Origin of the sequence: Clostridium saccharoperbutylacetonicum N1-4(HMT) (assembly GCF_000340885.1) — a bacterium.
Taxonomy (GTDB): domain Bacteria; phylum Bacillota; class Clostridia; order Clostridiales; family Clostridiaceae; genus Clostridium; species Clostridium saccharoperbutylacetonicum.
In genome coordinates this window covers 2,208,356-2,226,683 of sequence record NC_020291.1, presented here as the reverse complement: position 1 = coordinate 2,226,683, position 18,328 = coordinate 2,208,356, and the positions used below count along the sequence as shown (strand labels likewise).

17 protein-coding genes are annotated in these 18,328 nt (G+C 30.8%); 4 read left to right on the top strand and 13 right to left on the bottom strand.

Annotation, left to right across the window (positions count from 1 at the left end; genetic code table 11):
• Positions 1–30: 30 nt before the first annotated feature.
• The 8 genes from CSPA_RS09820 to CSPA_RS09785 all read right to left on the bottom strand — a co-directional run bounded on the left by CSPA_RS09820 (position 31) and on the right by CSPA_RS09785 (position 11,953).
• Positions 31–315, bottom strand: a complete 285-nt coding sequence (locus CSPA_RS09820; RefSeq protein WP_015392096.1) for a YciI family protein — start codon at positions 313–315, stop codon at positions 31–33.
• Positions 316–626: 311 nt separating this feature from the next.
• The gene (locus tag CSPA_RS09815) at positions 627–5,732 is read right to left on the bottom strand and encodes a chitobiase/beta-hexosaminidase C-terminal domain-containing protein (RefSeq protein ID WP_015392095.1); all 5,106 of its coding nucleotides are present in this window, start codon (positions 5,730–5,732) and stop codon (positions 627–629) included.
• 850 nt (positions 5,733–6,582) lie between these two features.
• Positions 6,583–8,259 (bottom strand): AAA family ATPase, encoded by a 1,677-nt coding sequence (locus CSPA_RS09810; protein WP_015392094.1) that lies wholly within the window; start codon positions 8,257–8,259, stop codon positions 6,583–6,585.
• A gap of 137 nt (positions 8,260–8,396) precedes the next feature.
• Positions 8,397–9,236, bottom strand: a complete 840-nt coding sequence (locus CSPA_RS09805) for an alpha/beta fold hydrolase (RefSeq protein WP_026106415.1) — start codon at positions 9,234–9,236, stop codon at positions 8,397–8,399.
• Between the two features lie 12 nt (positions 9,237–9,248).
• On the bottom strand, positions 9,249–9,611 hold the full coding sequence (locus CSPA_RS09800) for a DUF4180 domain-containing protein (RefSeq protein WP_015392092.1): 363 nt from the start codon (positions 9,609–9,611) through the stop codon (positions 9,249–9,251).
• Positions 9,612–9,625: 14 nt separating this feature from the next.
• Complete coding sequence (locus tag CSPA_RS09795) at positions 9,626–10,114, bottom strand: helix-turn-helix domain-containing protein (protein ID WP_015392091.1); 489 nt, start codon at positions 10,112–10,114, stop codon at positions 9,626–9,628.
• A 221-nt stretch (positions 10,115–10,335) separates the two neighbouring features.
• On the bottom strand, positions 10,336–11,400 hold the full coding sequence (locus tag CSPA_RS09790) for a DUF4179 domain-containing protein (protein WP_015392090.1): 1,065 nt from the start codon (positions 11,398–11,400) through the stop codon (positions 10,336–10,338).
• The gene (locus tag CSPA_RS09785) at positions 11,393–11,953 is read right to left on the bottom strand and encodes a sigma-70 family RNA polymerase sigma factor (protein WP_015392089.1); all 561 of its coding nucleotides are present in this window, start codon (positions 11,951–11,953) and stop codon (positions 11,393–11,395) included. The genes CSPA_RS09790 and CSPA_RS09785 overlap by 8 nt, the downstream gene beginning before the upstream one ends.
• 202 nt (positions 11,954–12,155) lie before the next feature.
• Between CSPA_RS09785 and CSPA_RS09780 the strand changes: the two genes are divergently transcribed.
• Entirely contained in the window at positions 12,156–12,467 is a 312-nt protein-coding gene (locus CSPA_RS09780; RefSeq protein WP_015392088.1) for a hypothetical protein, read from the top strand.
• 39 nt (positions 12,468–12,506) lie between these two features.
• Positions 12,507–12,824: a hypothetical protein gene (locus CSPA_RS09775; protein WP_015392087.1), complete on the top strand. Its 318-nt coding sequence runs from the start codon at positions 12,507–12,509 to the stop codon at positions 12,822–12,824.
• 28 nt (positions 12,825–12,852) lie between these two features.
• Here the strand turns inward: CSPA_RS09775 and CSPA_RS09770 are convergent, their stop codons facing one another.
• Positions 12,853–13,857, bottom strand: a complete 1,005-nt coding sequence (locus tag CSPA_RS09770) for an alpha/beta hydrolase family protein (protein WP_015392086.1) — start codon at positions 13,855–13,857, stop codon at positions 12,853–12,855.
• Positions 13,858–14,105: 248 nt separating this feature from the next.
• On the opposite strand from CSPA_RS09770, the gene CSPA_RS09765 reads away from it, so the two are divergent.
• On the top strand, positions 14,106–14,921 hold the full coding sequence (locus CSPA_RS09765) for a MerR family DNA-binding transcriptional regulator (protein WP_015392085.1): 816 nt from the start codon (positions 14,106–14,108) through the stop codon (positions 14,919–14,921).
• An 8-nt stretch (positions 14,922–14,929) separates the two neighbouring features.
• Here the strand turns inward: CSPA_RS09765 and CSPA_RS29725 are convergent, their stop codons facing one another.
• A complete protein-coding gene (locus tag CSPA_RS29725; protein WP_017810714.1) occupies positions 14,930–15,106 on the bottom strand; it encodes a hypothetical protein in 177 nt (58 codons plus the stop codon).
• A gap of 1 nt (position 15,107) precedes the next feature.
• Positions 15,108–15,983: an SDR family NAD(P)-dependent oxidoreductase gene (locus tag CSPA_RS09760; RefSeq protein ID WP_015392084.1), complete on the bottom strand. Its 876-nt coding sequence runs from the start codon at positions 15,981–15,983 to the stop codon at positions 15,108–15,110.
• A gap of 180 nt (positions 15,984–16,163) precedes the next feature.
• Here CSPA_RS09760 and CSPA_RS09755 point away from each other — a divergent pair, with 180 nt between their 5' ends.
• Entirely contained in the window at positions 16,164–16,625 is a 462-nt protein-coding gene (locus CSPA_RS09755; RefSeq protein ID WP_015392083.1) for a MarR family winged helix-turn-helix transcriptional regulator, read from the top strand.
• A 193-nt stretch (positions 16,626–16,818) separates the two neighbouring features.
• Here CSPA_RS09755 and CSPA_RS09750 read toward each other — a convergent pair whose 3' ends face one another.
• Positions 16,819–17,361, bottom strand: a complete 543-nt coding sequence (locus CSPA_RS09750; protein WP_015392082.1) for a ClbS/DfsB family four-helix bundle protein — start codon at positions 17,359–17,361, stop codon at positions 16,819–16,821.
• Between the two features lie 67 nt (positions 17,362–17,428).
• Positions 17,429–18,328: a helix-turn-helix transcriptional regulator gene (locus CSPA_RS09745; RefSeq protein WP_015392081.1), complete on the bottom strand. Its 900-nt coding sequence runs from the start codon at positions 18,326–18,328 to the stop codon at positions 17,429–17,431.

Sequence of the window (18,328 nt, the reverse complement as noted above, 5' to 3'; positions counted from 1 at the left end):
TTAAACTTATGTTTTACTGACTTTCTGCCATTAAAAATCTGATAATATCAGCAACTCCCATTCGTACACTTCAGTTGTATAAAGATTTCGTTCAATTATAGGATCTTTTTGAGAAATCAACTTTGCATCTTCCAAATCCTTGGCTTCAAATATAATCATACCACTTGTAGCATTGTTGAAGCCACCCCCAACAAAGTATCTTTCAGCTGCTACACCCTTTAAATATTCTACGTGATCTTGAAAATCCTGTGAAGTAGTTTCTAATTCATTATTTTTATAATCAATTCTTACAAATAACTTATCGCCTTTTTTCATAGTATTTAGCCTCCAATAGTTATAAGATCTCCTATATTTTTTAATAATTTAGAGTTATTAGTAAGTAATATAAAGTTATACTAATAAATATATTAGTATATATTTAAATTTCACCCACAGAACATACGTTCATAAAAAATAATAACATAATTGTCTGTTATTGTAAATAGTCTCCATCATATATTTAAACATTATTTTACAATTTCTATATTCACATAATTTATTATAAATATATTCTTTAAACAAAATAAAAAAAAGAGAACCTCCTCCATTATCATCTGGATTTAGTTCTCCCTTATTACATTATTACTTTATTGAACCCAAGCTCCACTTGCATTTAATGTATAACCATCAACTACTGTGTTGCTTGACATACTTCCATTTGATTGTAGATAGTACCAATTGCCATCGACATATGTCCAACCTGTTGCCATAGCTCCATTTCCTTTCAAGAAATACCACTTACCATCTATGAATTTCCATCCAGTTTCCATGTAACCTAAAGCACCATAATCCTTGCCATCACATAGGAAGTACCATGAACCATCAGTATCTTTAAACCAGCCCATATCCATCTTTCCATCTTTACCTAAATGGAACCATTGTCCTACTGTATCTTTACCATCGAAGGTCCAATCGCCAGTCTCTGACTTATACCATCCAGTTATCATAGTTCCAGTTTTGTCAAAGAAATACCAATAACCATTGTCTTTTTTCCAACCAATTTGATTGCTCTTATTTAATTTTACTATTGTAAAATCACTGAACTTCTTTACTGTAAATTTGATTCCAAAGACACCTGGTGAATATTCAACTACCTGACCTTTTTCAAGCACTTTTTCACCATCACTATGTTCAATGAATACTCCAAGATCATTTAAAAAAGCTTGTCTTTCATTTTGATTTGTTGGAATTATAACGCCTTTTAATGGTAATACAATATCTACATCTCTTTGACTCATATTTGTTTCTATAGTCATTGGTGTTCCTAATACTTGCACTCCTTTATTTCCTGTAACTAGTTTTACTGCTGCTTCTTTATCTGCAGTTGTTTTAATTTCTGTCTGCCTTGTTGTATCATTTATTGGAACTAATCTAAAATATAGATCTCCATTTAATTGTCCACTTCCAGCTAGACCTTGTACAGATTCTTTTGGTAATGAAACTATTGCACCACCTGTTTCTATTTGTAAATTTACATTTCCACTTGAAAGTGCACTTAGTGTATCTCTAGGGATATTAACCTGAGTTTCAGATACAGAAGGATCTGAATCTGCTGCAACTATTCTTGCAGTATCCTTTCCAGCACTAGTTAATGCTGCTATTGTTTCTTTTGCTTTATCGGCTGTATAAGTTACTGTATCTTTCTTAGTTCCATCACTTGCAGTTATTCTCTCTATTACAGTTTGTGAAACTGGGGTGTCATTACTTCCATCTGTTACTTTTACTGTAATTTGTTGAGTTGATGAGCTATTAGAATTCTTACTACCTGATGAATTTGTATTATTTGATGTATTTCCTAATATCCTCGATGTAATTCTTCTAAAGTGTTCATCTATATAAGATACTACTAATTTAATGTAACTTCCTGCATCATCACTAACTAATCTATAGGTTTTATCTTCACCTATTAATGTTCCGCCTTCAGAATCTTCACTTGGAATTCTATACCACCTATAGGTTACTGCTGCGGAGGTAGTAACATCTGCACCATTCACATCAATTAATTGAGCTTCTAAAGTATTATTTACTTGTCCAGTGCCAATAATTCTTACTGCTACAGGTGTTGTATCTGTGTTACTCGGTAAATTAAGTCCAAAACCTGCGCTTACATTTATGTTTATAGCTACATTCATATCTCGTCTACTTGCATAAGAATTTCCATCACTCCAACTTGTAAAATGATATCCAGAATTCGCCACTGCTGTTACTGTAGTTCCGCTTCCTCCACTATTTACTGTTTGTGATGTATTACCTTCAATCCTTCCACCTGCTTCTGCTGTATAGTTAAGTGTATATGTTACTGTTCCCATTATTGTGTAGCTTTCACTCATTACATTACTATCTGTCATTCCACTCTTTACTGCTATTGCCTTGATTGTCATTGCACTGTTTAATGTTATTGCTCCAGTATATTGTGTACTTGACATTGTTGGTGTAGTTCCATTGGTTGTGTAGTATATTGTTGCTCCTGAGGTTTCGCTGCTTAATGTTACTGTTGTTCCACTTGCTACCGCCCCGCCTGATATACTTGCGGTCGGTGTTGCTACAGTTCCCATTATTGTATAACTTTCACTCATCACACCACTATCTGTCATTCCACTCTTTACTGCTATTGCCTTGATTGTCATTGCACTATTTACTGTTATTGCTCCAGTATATTGTGTACTTGACATTGTTGGTGTAGTTCCATTGGTTGTGTAGTATATTGTTGCTCCTGAGGTTACACTGCTTAATGTTACCGTTGTTCCACTTGCTACTGCTCCGCTTGTTATGCTTGCAGTCGGTGTTGCTGCTGTTCCAATTATTGTATAGCTTTCGCTCATCACACCACTATCTGTCATTCCACTCTTTACTGCTATTGCCTTGATTGTCATTGCACTGTTTACTGTTATTGCTCCAGTATATTGTGTACTTGACGTTGTTGGTGTAGTTCCATTGGTTGTGTAGTATATTGTTGCTCCTGAGGTTTCGCTGCTTAATGTTACTGTTGTTCCACTTGCTACTGCTCCGCCTGATATACTTGCAGTCGGTGTTGCTACAGTTCCCATTATTGTATAGCTTTCACTCATCACACTACTATCTGTCATTCCACTCTTTACTGCTATTGCCTTGATTGTCATTGCACTGTTTACTGTTATTGCTCCAGCATATTGTGTACTTGACGTTGTTGGTGTAGTTCCATTGGTTGTGTAGTATATTGTTGCTCCTGAGGTTGAACTGCTTAATGTTACTGCTGTTCCACTTGCTACCGCCCCGCTTGTTATGCTTGCTGTCGGTGTTGCTACAGTTCCCATTATTGTGTAGCTTTCACTCATTACACCACTATCTGTCATTCCACTCTTTACTGCTATTGCCTTGATTGTCATTGCACTGTTTACTGTTATTGCCCCAGTATATTGTGTACTTGACGTTGTTGGTGTAGTTCCATCTGTTGTGTAGTATATTGTTGCTCCCGATGTTCCGCTGCTTAATGTTACTGTTGTTCCACTTGCTACCGCCCCGCCTGATATACTTGCGGTTGGCGTTGCTACTGTTTGCATATAGGTAAACTGATCTGTACTACCTGTTGAGCTTGTCCCTCCTGCTGTTGTTACTGTTATATCTACAGTTCCTGCACTTCCTGCTGGCGCTGTTGCTGTTATTTGGGTTGCACTATCTACTGTATAACTTGTTGCATTTGTGCTTCCAAACTTTACTGCTGTTACTCCAGTGAAGTCTGTCCCTGTTATTGTTACAACTGTTCCCCCTGATGCTGTTCCTGATGTTGGACTTATTGCTGTTACTGTTGGTGCACTTTGAGAAACACTTGGAATATCAGCAGTTAACGCAAATCCATTTGAGCCAATAACCCTAAACTTAGTGTTTATGAAGTCAACACCAAATATGTATGATGTATTATTACAATCGGTGTTACTCCAATTTAATCCATCTGTAGAAGTTGATATAAATGCATGATATGGGTCATTAGCACCATTAGCAATTGCTAAAAAGTTACCATTTGCGTATTTTATACCTGTAAAATAGGACAGGTCAGTTTCTGGCTTTGCTGTTGTATATGTGTTTAAATCTGTAGACGTAGTTGTAAATCCATTATAATTACTATTTTCTTGTCCAACTAAAACATATTTACCATTACCATATGCAGCACCGTAAAAGCTAACATCCGAACCCGAAAAACTACCATCAGTCCAAGCTGTCCCATCATCAGAATAAAATACTTTTCCATTATCACCACATGCTACAAACTTTTCATTAATAAAAGCAACTGATCTTAAAGTATAAGTGGCATTATCATATTTTCTTGATGTCCAGTTTTCCCCATCCGTTGAAGTAATAATACTAAGATTACTTCCTACTGCGACAAACATGTTATTTCCATATGTTATTGAACACAAACCAGACTGTTCGTTATTTGGTGAGCTTCCTAATGTCCAACTTGTTCCATCAGTAGATTTTAATATAGTACCTTTTCCATTTGAAGCAGTATTACCGACTGCAACATATTTTCCATTACCATAGGCTATTCCATTAATCCCTTTATTTAAAGGAATCTGCAACATTGTCCAATCTGAATAATCAGTAGATTTATAAATTGCTCCATCAGATGCTCCTGTGGAACCTGCTGTAAAATAATTAGTACCATCAAAAGCAATGGAAGTAAAATCACCATTTACTAATGCATGCTTCCAATTAACTCCATCAGAAGACACTAGTAAACCTTGATCATTTGCTTGAATATATTTACCATTAGCAAATAAGCAGTCCCTAGCAATGGATGTAGAATCTTTTCTTTCTACTGTAAAATTAATTCCATCTGTAGATGTCATAACTCCACCATAAGAACTTAAATCAAAACCAAGCATATAATATTTAGTTCCATCATAAAATCCACAAAAGGCTTGGGCACATCCTCCTGAACTGACTACTCTAAAAGGTGCCCCTACTTGATTCCAATTGATTCCATCTGATGAATAATACAAATAAGCATTACTATCACTAGCATAAAATTTATTATTTAAATATGAAATAAAATTTACATTACTTGAATTAGATGCTTTCAAATCTGTATATATCCATGAAGTTCCATCATTGTTTGATGTATATGTATTTCCTTGTTGATCTCCAACAACTATTATTCCGTTTCCATAGGCAAGCGAACTATATCCTTTGCTACTGCTACCAAGGCCAACTTCAACTGTACTCCATGAAATTCCATCATCGGATTTTAATAGAATCCCTGTAAATGATCCATTGTAATAATTTCCAATTACATAAAATTTTGAACCTGTAAAAATAACTTTGGTTAGATTATCAGTGGTTGTTGATGATTCTGACACCCATGTAAATCCATCAGAAGATGTTAAAATTTTTCCACCATCACCAACTGTTACAAATAAGCCATTTCCATATGTAACGCTCCTATAATTAGTGTTAGCCCCTGTATTAACAGTACTCCAAGTATATGCATCAGTTGATCTTTTAACTAAACCATTAGGACCAACTGCAACATATATACCATTTCCATAAGTAACAGAACTTGTAGCACTGTTTTCAAAATTTGTTGATGAAATCGCTGGTGCTGCTGCATATGCGTAATTGGAGAACACTGGTATTTCCATTGATAATGCCAATAGAAATACATTCAAAAGAATTGATACCAAAATAGTTCTAGATAGATTTTTGATGTTTCCCATTAATCCCTTTCCCCCCTTCTAAATATTTGATTTGTATTAATTTTTACAATTATAATCTCCTTTCCTATTTAATTTATTTATAATCAAAAGCGTAATTGTTTACACTTGACTATATATAATTAATTCTAATTTTATCATTGGTTTCTAACAGGATTATAACAAAAACATAAAGTATAATTATCTTCTGTGCACTTCAATAGACATTTTTAATAACATTTATAAAAATACAAAAAAACATAAAATTATTGTTTGTTTTTGTAAAATTATAATTGTTAAGCATTAATTTTATTAACTAATGTATACTTATCATCTAAATATTTTAAATTAAAATAAATCTTTACAAATATTATACAACAAAATATTACTTAATTACATTATTTTTTCACATAATTTGATATTCTTAACTTTTAAAATACTCTTTAGCCGCCTTTTCAATATTACTTCAAGTTTTTTATCAAGGCATAATTTTATTACTTTAATTCCTACATTCATTTTTACTATTTCAAAATGAACTTATAGCTTATGTCTTCATTATTTTAATACTTACGTTTCAATATTCTAGTCTTATTATTCTTCTACAAAAAGTAAAATTGCCATCAAGTTCCTCTTCCTAATCTAATTCAAATATATTTATATCTCGATAATATATTGAAACAGATAAATATCAAAATACCAAACAAAGTCCACCTCAATTTTTGACCTTCCTTACATAAAAAAAGAGCCCAAAAAAGCAAAGTATTCTTACTTTTTATGACCCTTTTCATCAAATTCAATTACTATAGATATTCCTCTTATAAATACATATTATAAATATAAATCATTATATCCTATTCCATATAATATGTTGCAATTACTCCTCTTTAACCTTTATCAAGCAGTCTTTTCTATAAAAGGCCATCCCATATTTAATGATATCTTCATAACCTTCTTCATTAAGTTCTTCTTCATATTTCATTTCTTCTATCTGCTCAAGAGCTTTGTCACACTTAGTAAAAAGATCCTTAGGTTTATCACATACTTTTATTTCTATAATTACCGCTCTTTGAAATATGGAAAGAGGGCGTATATAAATATCACTTCTTCCATCTCCAGATTCTCGGTTAGATTTTACTATATATCCATCAATCCCAGAAAGTACTCCTACAACAAAGCCATGATAAAAGTTCTCATATGCATCATTGAAGCTTATGGTTTTTCTTAAAAGTCTGTTTATCTCACTTTGAAAAGTTTCTACATCACCTTTTAATACTGAGGTATATACTTTTGATAAATCCTCTGCTTTTATTTTAGCATTAAACCACTTTAAAACTTTTTCCCTAAAAATATATTTTATTTCTTTATTAGGAATTGCAATTTCTAAATACCTTGTATCATCCTCTAACCTTTCATTTACTTTCTTAAAATAACCTGTAAAGAACATGAAATTATACAAATTATCCATACTATCATAAACTTCATCATATGTTATATCTTCATGAATAGGCTTTTCTATTGTCTTCCCTTCAATCAATGTTTCTATTTCTGACTTTGTTTCATCATCTGCTTTTTCAATAAGACTTTTCACTATGCTGTTTGAGCTCGTATTTGCCCAATATGATGATGGAAAAACATTAATATTAGCAAGCAAATCATATATAAATTTTATTACACTCCATGGATTATAAACATTTGTCTGTCCAAATATATATCCATTGTACCACTCTTTTATTAATGAATATTTTTCTTCTAATTTATAATATTTAGTTAATTCCTTAACTTCATCATCAGAAAATCCAAAATACTCAGCATATCTATCATTTAATATTGAAATTATATTCAAATTATTTAATCCAGTAAATATACTTTCTCTTGAAATTCTTAAACAACCTGTCATTACAGCAAATTCTAAGGAAGAATTTGTTTTTAAGGCTGATTCAAAAAGAGATCTTATAAAAGCTATCATTTTATCGTAGAACCCTTCAAAAAATGCATTTTCAAGAGGCACATCATATTCATCTATAAGGATTATGGCTTTCTTTCCATGATATTTCTCTAAACATTGTGATAAAAATTTTAATGAAGTTACATAAAGAGAATCATCTTCTTCTGCCTTTGTAATTTTTAAATATTTTTCTTTTTCCTCTTGCAATTTATTACTCTCTAAAACATACTTATGTCGCCTAAATTCATCTACAATTTCATCCCTAATACACTTTAATGCCAACTCAAAATTAGGCTGCTTAGCAGATTTTAAAGACAAATTAATTACAGGATACTGCCCCATATGAGAAGTATACTTTTCTCCAGTTTCCATTATATTTAATCCTTCAAAAAGATAACTATTATCTTTAGGGTTATTTTCAAAAAAATATTGAAGCATACTCATATTTAGTGTTTTTCCAAATCTTCTTGGTCTTGTAAATAAATTAACATCCGCTTTATTATCTAACAAATCTTTTATAAGTAGGGTCTTATCAATAAAGTAATATCCTCTTGTTACTATTTTCTCAAAATTATCTATACCTATTGGCAGTGGTTTGAATTCCATTTAATCACTTCCATTTCATTTTGTCTTAACTTAGTTTTATTATAACCTAAGTTAGTCTAATCTAAAACAATCTTTCAGTAGTAGCTTTTTAGATTATTATTTTTGACAAATTCTTTAATAGTTGAATAACAAAGGCTTTAATTCAACCATTCTATTATCTTGCTTATATCATTAACATTAGAATGTCCTGCTTCAGGCAAAAGATTTATTTCTGCATGTGGAAGTAAGCTACTTAAACGCCTTGCAGTCTTATCTGAATGTAACATTATATCCTTTTCTCCTACAAATAGCACTGTTGGCATTGTTAACAGCTTTAGTTCATCATCAGAGAATATAGGAATGCTCTCTCTCCTATAATTGAAGTGCCTTCCTATAAGTTTTTGATATTTTAACATTTCTTCTGGTATAGGCTGATTACCATTAACTTTGTAATATAATTTATCTATACCCTTTTCACCTAAAATCCCATGAATTAAAGCTTTAAAAATAAAAGCTTTCTTTTGTGGTCCAACACCAGATGGACAAAGCAATACAAGTTTAGTTACCATTTCTGGATAATATACTGAAAACTTTATTGCTAGCCATGCTCCAAGTGAAATCCCAATAATATTTGCCCTTTCCACTGATAAATTCTCAAATACCTCCTTAATCCATTCTGCATAACAAGGACCACTTAAAGAAGACCTGTTTTCATCACTTTTCCCCGGCTCACCTAACATATCTATTGCATACACTCTGTAAGTTTTAGAATACTCTTTTATATCTCTTAACCACATTACAGAATTCATACCACTCCCATGTAGTAATATAAGAGGTGGATTACTTTTCTCACCACTAGCTATAATAAAAGTCTTTCCATATCTAGTATTCACATAAAATTTTTCATAGGCTAATGCCGATTTCTGAAGAAATTCATCATAAAGTTTTATAACCGCCTTTCTTCCTGCTTCAGTTTTAAATACACTATTCATTTTCACTTCTCCTTAGTGTCATAATTTCGAAATCCAAATTTCAGCCTCTTGAATATTCTTAAAGGTTCTAAAATTGTTTCCTTTGTTAGCTTCCATAATCATTTCTTTAAATCTATCATTATACTGTTCTTCGTCTTCTATAATCACTGCAACTTTCACATGATAGTTTATAAATTTTTGTAATGCCATACCTGCAAGCCTTGTCTTAAGATTAAAGAAATCTTCAGATAACACCTTTGAAGGAAAGATAATTGTATAAATGTCCTTTTCCATACAAATAGATATGCAATCCACCACATCTTGCTCTGAAGAAAGTTTCCAAGCTTCAGAAGCAAATTCAATATATTTAACATTATTTTTATTTACTACTCTATAATTCAAAATCTTCACTCTCCTTATAAATCTCTTTGTTCCACAAGCATAGAAATGGATTTTAACATTTCTTCAATGAAGCTAACAGTCCCCCATAGTAAAACCCTTAACCTATTTTCTTTTTCATCGTATTTCATATTAATTGTCGATTTGCCCATTTTAGGATCTTTACAATTCATTACCGCTATAAGCGTATTTGATATTCTAAAATATTCGTCTTTATCTACATCATTTATATCAACAACCGTTGACACATTGATTTTTTGCTTTTCAGTGACTTTAACTTCTCCATTAGTAATAAAATCAATATTTGATTCTTCTGTAATATTTTTATCATTTATATTAACATTGTTTTTTTCCATAAAAAGACTTAAATCATGACCAGAAATTCTCCATTGCTTTCCAACTTTACTTGCTGCAAGCTTTCCTTCTGTTATAAACTTTCTTATAGTTTTGTGATGCATTCCTAATATTTCTGCTATTTTATCTATTGTATAAAATTGATTTTCCATAAAAAATCTATCCTTTCAAAAGTAATCTATGATCAAATTATAGTAATTCTTTTTACCATCGTCAAGCATTTTATTATATTTTGTTGTATTTTGTTTCACTTTATTGATAACATTCAAAACAAAAAAGAACCTCCTCCATTTTCATCTGGACTTGGTTCTCCTCAACTATTTAAATACATAATAAAAATTTAAATAATTAATTTTTAAATTAAAATAAACAATTATTTAATATTTATTGTAAATTCCTCTCCAACTTTTTTATACTCATCAAAACTTGGTTCTTTACCACTATGTTCTGGCATTTTAACTGCATATGGTGTCAAAATTAATTTACTAGCCTTTCCATTCATATTTCCAACTAGAACATTTTCATATTTTAGTACAAAATCATCTTTTCTTCCTCTTGATAAATCAAATATCACCTTATTTCCTAAATCATCATGTCCCTTTAATAAAATATTACAGGTTTCTTTATTAGCTGAATTATTGATGATTTTACCATACACTTTTTGACCTAAAGCATTACTTGTGTATTTTTCTAATATATATTTATTTCCATTATCAAGCTCAAAGCCATAATCAAGGTTTACTGTTTTAGTGTCTATTTTAAGTTTATCTCCATTGGTTTTAAATTCAAATTTCCAAGTCCCATTTACATTCTCTTCATCACCATTTAACGTAATCTTTGAATATAATATTTTCATATTCAAATCTCCACTTAAATCCATATCTTTTATTGAATCTAAATCATATTCTATTACTTGCTGTGTAGTATTATCATCTATTTTTTCTATCCCCCCACTTGCTCCTATAAATTTAACTTTCTTATTATTTATATACAGAGTCATATTGCCATTCCAAAAATCATCCTCTTTTAAAATCTTATCTGAGCTTATATTAGTAGATATAAGCAATTCATTATCATCTAATATTACTTCATTTAATTTTACTGTTACGCCATTATCCGTAATAGCTTTATTAACTACAGTATTATAATCTTCTAAATTCTTCTCTATTCCTAAGACACTCGAAATGCTTTCACTGACTAAATTTATTTTTGCTAAAGCATAAGCTCTTGTATTCCCAAAAGACATGCCTGTTAGTACTACCACTATTGCAGCTGCTGCTATTACTTTTCTTCTATTACTTTGCTTACTATTGATCTTAATAGATTTTCTAATATTCTTTTTAAGTAATTTCTTTTCAATATCATTAAAATCATCTTTTTTATATTCATCTAAATTAATTTTTGCATCATTAAGCATACTATATATATCATTATTCATACTTAGCACCTCTTCTATTAGTATTAAATATATATTTTATTTTCTTTTTTGCCCTAGATAATCTATTGTATATAACTTCTTTTTTCATTCCATATTCTGAGCTTATTTCATTAATGTCCATTTCTTCAACATATAGCTTATAAAGTAGATCTCTATCCTTTTCCTTTAAACAATTAAGCAAAACTTCTATTTCATTACTCAATTCATTTTCTAATGCTTTCCTTTCAATACCATCCTCACTGATATTTAAATCCTCTATATTCTCATGTTGCAGATCTTTTAAGTATTTTCGCTTATAGTCAATGCATTTAAATTTACATATACCTGCAACCCAATTTTTAAAATCACTTTTACTTTCATCAAAGCTATTTATGTTGTTCCAAACCCCTAAGAGAATATCATTTATACATTCTTCTTGGACACTATGAATACCATATAGATGTTTTCCTACAATAGATTTTATGATCCAGCTATAATTGTCAATAACATAATCTAAAGCTTTTTCATTCCTATTCCTTAATTCTTTAATGTAGTTATATTCATTCACCTTCATTTTTAACCTCTTCCCACAAAGCAAGCTTGCATTTAATAAGTTTATACTTACATATATTAATTCGTGCCAAAAAAGAAAAACCTATCAAAATCATAAAATAATTTTGACAGATTTTTTCATCAAATCACCAATTTAAATTTTGAATATTTAAATTAAAGTTTCACATAATAAGTTTATACTAAGATCTTAAGGTGGTTATACTATGAAAAAATTCTTATTAATATTCTTAATTACAATATTTTTATCATTTAATTTAGTACATTTAGGCTTTGCTGTTAACATTTTTAAAGAAGGTATTTATAAAGCTGCTGATTTTAATTTTTCCACAGAAAATACCTACAGTGTTCAAAATGTATCTCCAAAAGATAGTGTTTATATACTTCTTTTTGATGAAAATCAGCTTCAACTTCAATCTATACGATTAGGTCCTCAATCTGGAAAATATAATTTATTACCACTAAAACCTGACTACAGAATTGCAATAGTTGGTAATGGAGATGTGTTCATTGATTAGAAAATAACATCAGTATAACTAATTTGAAAGGTGGTTTTTATGAAAAAATTTTTAAAAGCAGAATTAATTTTAATATGTGTACTACTTAGTTCCTTTGTATTAATTCCTACATTTGCAGCAACAACCTTTAAAGAAGGTGTGTATCAATTATCTAATCTCAATATTACACCAAAAAATCGTTATACTATTCAAAATATATCACCTGATAATAGTGTTTATATGGCATTATTTGATGAAGACCAACGCCAAATACAATCTATTCATTTACCACCAAAATCAGAAAACTATAGCTTGATTCCTCTTGAACCTAGCTATAGAATTGTTATTATTGGAAAAGGTGAAGTAATTATTTCATAGTAAATTCTTTATACTGGAACCTTCTTATTTAAATCTGTTTCAAAAATTCAATGATTTCTTTATAATATTCTTTATCTGCAAGCTCTCTTGGAGCAAAAAGTCCAACAAAGAAGGTTTTTGCCTTAGAATCTATTAAAGAAGCTTTAATCATAAAATGGTCAGTTGTTGGTATCAATGTAACATTTAAAAGTTCTGAAGGCACTTCATTTTCATAAATTTCTTTTGTATTTTCACTATCTACATTTATATCCTTACCACCTAAAAATAACTTTACAGGACTATTAAAATGTTTAATATCTTCTGTTGCATCTGCTTTATAGTTCTTCTTAATAAAAGTCCAACGATCCTCTGATACTGCTTCTTTTTCTCCAACTTCTTTCACATAATCTTCATAGCTTGCATCCTTTTTAAGAAGTTCCAATTCATTTGCAAATTCTTTTTCTTTTTTAATGACCTCATCTTTCGTTGCACCCTTTTTCTCCAGTTCTTTTAAAGTATTGTATCTGCCTTGCTCAACCCAATTTATTGCAGGTGCTACTAGTATATTAAAAGAAATATTCTTATTAATCTGAACTATTTTGGGAATAACCCAGCCTGCCTGACTTGCTCCCCATAAACCAATTCTGTTATTATCAATTTCAGGTAAAGTCTTTGCCCACTCAATGACTTCATTTGCTTCACTTGCTCTGTCATCCATTGACTGCAATAACCAATTCCCCTCTGAACCACCAATGCCTGGTTTACTCCATGATAAGGATGCATAACCTTGTTTAGCCAATTCTTCCCATAGTGGTTTATACTGCTCATTATATGATGCATCAGCTGGACCATCTCCATGTATGAATACAACTAAACCTGCTTTATCTGATAGCTTTTGTGGCAATACTAGAGTCCCTTTCAAAATACCTTTTGACGTTTTAATATCAACGGATTTTTCTTTAAATTTAAAATCATTTTGAATTAAAATTACTCCTCCTAAAATAATTGCAATCATAAATAATGCTGTAAACATTTTTGAAACTCTTTTTTTCATAGTTATTTTTCCACCTTTTTTAAAACATTTTTACTAAATGTTATTCACCGTCAAGTTTTGCCTGTGATAAAACTTCTTCTCAAATGAACTGACTAATATAGATATCACTTCTTTAAAATCACTATCTTGATACTTTCCAATACTAATTTGTGTCATGAGTCTCCTTTGCAAATCTCATTTATCGATGTTATACTCATCATAAACCATAGAGTTACTCAAGGGTCAAGATTATATTTTAGGAGGTAATTATGCAAAATTTGTTAAGAATTGGTCAAGTAAGTAATTTATACAACATATCTCTTGATACCCTACGATATTATGATCGCAAGGATTTATTGAAGCCTATTATTGATGAACAGAACGGATATCGTTATTATTCCTTAGAGCATCTTGACATATTAGAAATGATTCTTATAGGTAAATATCTTGAGATACCTTTAGAACAGATGAAAGAAAAAATAGATTCTGAAAACATAAGTGGATACCTGGCTATGATGGAGGAGCAGAACAGCTTTATTGAAGAGAAGCTTGCTGTATTAACTAAACTTGGCCAATATACTAATGAAATGACAAATATGCTTAAACATATACAAAATTTTTCTAATGACAATACTTTTTCTAAAATAACTACAGAAAAAACTTTAGATATTCCCATTTATCAAATTAACCTTAAACCCTTTCCCAATAACCTAGATAATACTCAGATAAATGGAATAGAGACCTTTGACCAATGGGTTTCTTATACTATAGATGATAATTACTCAATTATAGAAGATAGTGATATTTTAGGACTATCTATTCATAAAAATATAGTTCCTTCAACTGAATTATGCAGATATCTTGACTCTGCGACAAAGGAAGAAAAAATATCAAAATATCATATATTAGGAAATTACAACCATATTAGTTTTTGGGGAAACGAAAATGAATTACAGGAATATCTTCACTTGCTGTGTAAGCATTTTAAATTAAAAAATACATCTCTTCATATCAAATTTAGTTTTGCATTACTTCATAAAGATATGAAGCATGAATATTTTGCAGAAATTTATTTCTCTGAATAAAGACGTCTCTACATAATCAGCATTGTATACATATTTCTATGATTTATTATGAATTTTATTCTTGAAGCGAAATAAAAAGGAAAACCATTTCCATCTGGACTTGGTTCTCCTCTATTACTTAAGTATATTATTAAGTTATCATTAATATTAATCTTTATATCTCTAGTTTCATTTATATTTACCAATTTACTCTACAAAACCTTTTTGTTTCAGCAATACCTCAGTATCACTCCATAACTTGTTTTGCATTATCTTATCTTCACCTGGATATATAGGAATTATAGGTTCTCCTGTTACAACATTAAAATATCCACCTGTTACACCATCATATTTGGAATCTGTTGCTAAACGAATTATAATATCTGCTCCTTTACGTGGATCCCCAATATGCAAAAACTTCAATATACGTTCAAGTAGAGGAGCAAACCAAAGCTCTCGCCCAAGACCAGTAACATTAAAACCTGGATTAAGGGCATTAACTATAACTCCAGTTCCTGAAAGACGCCGTGCCAATTCCGCAGTGAACATAATATTTAATAGTTTGGTTTTTCCATAGACAATAGAGGACTCTTTAGCTGTAAAATCAGATACATCTGTCAAGTCTTCTGGCAACTTGAGTTCACCATGGTTACGTGATGCCTCAGAAGCAACATTTACAATCCGTGCATTTTCTGACCCCATTAGGGTTTGCAGCAATGTATTAGTTAATAACCAAGGCGCTAAATAGTTAACTGCTATCATTTCTGCAAAACCCTCAGAAGTTAATCTCTGTTCAAAGGCATGCAGTCCAGCATTATTTACTAATATGTCAATTCTAGGGTAAGCAGCCTTAATCTCCTCCCCAACCCTTTTTACGTCTTTCATTAATGATAAATCTCCAAAGAAAAAGTCAATCTTAGCTTTAGGATTAATATTTTCCAGCATTTTTTTGGTTGCTTCAGCTCGTTCTTTGTTTCTAGCCGTTAATATAAGATGTGTGTGTTGCTTTACTAATTCAGTTGCAACTAATTGTCCAAGTCCACTTGTAGCACCAGTAATTGCAATTGTTTTTGATTTATCCATAGCAGCCTCCTTTAATTCAGTATAGTGTAGAACATTATTATATATTTGCACAATATAATTTAATACTTAAATCCCTTGACACACTTCAGATAATTAAATATACTTGACATATATCAAGTATATTTAATTATTTGATATATGTCAACTATTTTTACTAAATTAATTTAATCGAGGTAAGCTATGAATGAAAATTCACAAAACAAAAATACTAATAGGGTTCAATTAGAGCTGAAGTTAGGTGAGCAGCTAAATGTAATAATTAGCGCATCCCATGCACTTAATGTCAGAACTGCAGCAAGTTTCGATTCTACATTACAACCTGCAGCTTTTCTTATTGTTCGTTGGCTTTTCTCCTTTGGCCCAGCAAATGCAACAGTTCTATCAGAATCAACGGCTATGGATCGAAGTTCAGTTAGTCGCCTTTTAAATCAGCTAAAGAATCTGGGCTATGTAAAAAGCGAACAGTCTCCAAGCGATCGACGAGGTGTACTTCTATCTCTAACTGAACTCGGACGACAAAGAACAATAGAGGCTTTAAAAGAAAAAGAAACTGCTTTTTATGAACGAATTGCAAATTGGAACGATTCCAAACTTGAAAATTTTATTGAACTACTTAAAGATTTCAATAGTAACAGCAATTAATATTCTCTCTTATATTAATTGCCCAAAATAAAAGCATTAATTGAAATATAACAATTTTTTTGATTATTTCAATTAACGCTTTTTATCTATACTTCTTCTCGAAACCCAGTAATATAAATAATTTTCATAAAATTCTTCATTACTTATAATATGTCTGCACATTCATTATCTTAAAATCTAATATTGCATTCAACTACATTCCCTTACAATTCTTAATATGAGCTTTGATTTTTTTTATTGCCCAATCATAATGACTTGCAGTGGTGCTTACAAAATACGATCCCAAGGTGCTGCCACCAACCCATTTATATGTACCTTTTGAGAACAGTTCTTCATTTGAAAAAGTATCTGCCAATTTCATAACTGCTTGGTAGGATTGCATCAAGCTTTCTTTGGCTTTATCTAAAGATGTGTTTTGATGCTTTTCAACAAAGCCTACATTCATAGCTCCATAAGTTTTCCAATTATATGGCTCTGGTAAAAATGATCTTTCATTACCACTCATATTAGTTGAAACCCAATTCAAAAGAAGCTGATGCCATTCATATAAATGAATAAGAACATCTCTAAGGTTTTTGTCTCTGCTCCAATGTGCTTCTTTCTTCTTATCATCTCCTGAAAAGTCAAATGGTGTTATCAATTCTTTTTCCGACATCGAATTAACAAGCATAGTCAATTTTTCAAAATTGCTATTTGCTGCACTTATTAAATCGTTTTTAGTAGTTGCTCTCCCCATATAAACATCTCCTTATACTTTATTTAATCCAATTATAATTCTAATAATATGATAACACTGTGTCATATTATAAATAATTTTTCAAATTTTCTTTTAATCGTGTTTTTATTATATCCTTCACTCGTTCAGGCTCTAAAACAGTAGCAGAGCTGCCATAAGAAAGTATGTATCCATATACCCACTCGTCTTCAACAAAATTCATGGTTACTGTGAGACTGCCATCAGTATTTCGAATAACATTATTTTCATGAAACTCGTCTAACACTCTATATTCCTTATCAGCTTCTATACGCATAACAATTTTACTTGTTGGATAATTGTACTTCCTATCATCTTTTTCCATTTTTAAAGTTATATCCCGTGGAACAAATATTTTATCTGTAACTACTACATTTCTCATTCTACTAAAACGAAAACTACGAAGCTCATTTTTATCAAGGCAAAAAGCTTTTAAATACCAGGTTTTATCTTTAAACCAAAGTACATAAGGTTCAACCATCCTTCTACTGGATTTATTTTGTGCCGATACATAATCAAAAGACAACAATTTACGCGCTAAAATTGCTTCCTTAGATTTTTCAAACTGCTCTTTTATCAAGTTTCCCCAATCACTATAATCAATCTCAAAGAAACTGGTATTGTTCTTCCCAAAAAACAAGCCTAACTTTGATAAGGTGCTTTCCACTAAGGTTTCATCGAAGGTGTTAATACTGTATAAAGCAGATAAAATATTATTCTTTTCTTCAGCTGTCAAAACTGTTTTGTTTAATATAAAATTAGGAAGCAAGCTAATTCCGCCATTTCTTCCTTTACTCATATATACAGGAATTCCACTGGCAGAAAGAATTTCTATGTCACGATATATAGTCCTTGCAGACACTTCAAAATGCTCTGCCAATTCCTTAGCAGAAACCTTATCTTTATCAAGTAAAATATATACTATTTTAAACAAACGATTTATTTGCAT

Excerpts from the sequence above, each read along its gene's own strand:
- CSPA_RS09820 (WP_015392096.1), bottom strand. The coding sequence starts at position 315 with ATGAAAAAAGGCGATAAGTTATTTGTAAGAATTGATTATAAAAATAAT.
- CSPA_RS09815 (WP_015392095.1), bottom strand. The coding sequence starts at position 5,732 with ATGGGAAACATCAAAAATCTATCTAGAACTATTTTGGTATCAATTCTT.
- CSPA_RS09810 (WP_015392094.1), bottom strand. The coding sequence starts at position 8,259 with ATGGAATTCAAACCACTGCCAATAGGTATAGATAATTTTGAGAAAATA.
- CSPA_RS09795 (WP_015392091.1), bottom strand. The coding sequence starts at position 10,114 with ATGGAAAATCAATTTTATACAATAGATAAAATAGCAGAAATATTAGGA.
- CSPA_RS09790 (WP_015392090.1), bottom strand. The coding sequence starts at position 11,400 with ATGAATAATGATATATATAGTATGCTTAATGATGCAAAAATTAATTTA.
- CSPA_RS09785 (WP_015392089.1), bottom strand. The coding sequence starts at position 11,953 with ATGAAGGTGAATGAATATAACTACATTAAAGAATTAAGGAATAGGAAT.
- CSPA_RS09780 (WP_015392088.1), top strand. The coding sequence starts at position 12,156 with ATGAAAAAATTCTTATTAATATTCTTAATTACAATATTTTTATCATTT.
- CSPA_RS09775 (WP_015392087.1), top strand. The coding sequence starts at position 12,507 with ATGAAAAAATTTTTAAAAGCAGAATTAATTTTAATATGTGTACTACTT.
- CSPA_RS09770 (WP_015392086.1), bottom strand. The coding sequence starts at position 13,857 with ATGAAAAAAAGAGTTTCAAAAATGTTTACAGCATTATTTATGATTGCA.
- CSPA_RS09765 (WP_015392085.1), top strand. The coding sequence starts at position 14,106 with ATGCAAAATTTGTTAAGAATTGGTCAAGTAAGTAATTTATACAACATA.
- CSPA_RS09760 (WP_015392084.1), bottom strand. The coding sequence starts at position 15,983 with ATGGATAAATCAAAAACAATTGCAATTACTGGTGCTACAAGTGGACTT.
- CSPA_RS09755 (WP_015392083.1), top strand. The coding sequence starts at position 16,164 with ATGAATGAAAATTCACAAAACAAAAATACTAATAGGGTTCAATTAGAG.
- CSPA_RS09750 (WP_015392082.1), bottom strand. The coding sequence starts at position 17,361 with ATGGGGAGAGCAACTACTAAAAACGATTTAATAAGTGCAGCAAATAGC.
- CSPA_RS09745 (WP_015392081.1), bottom strand. The coding sequence starts at position 18,328 with ATGCAAATAAATCGTTTGTTTAAAATAGTATATATTTTACTTGATAAA.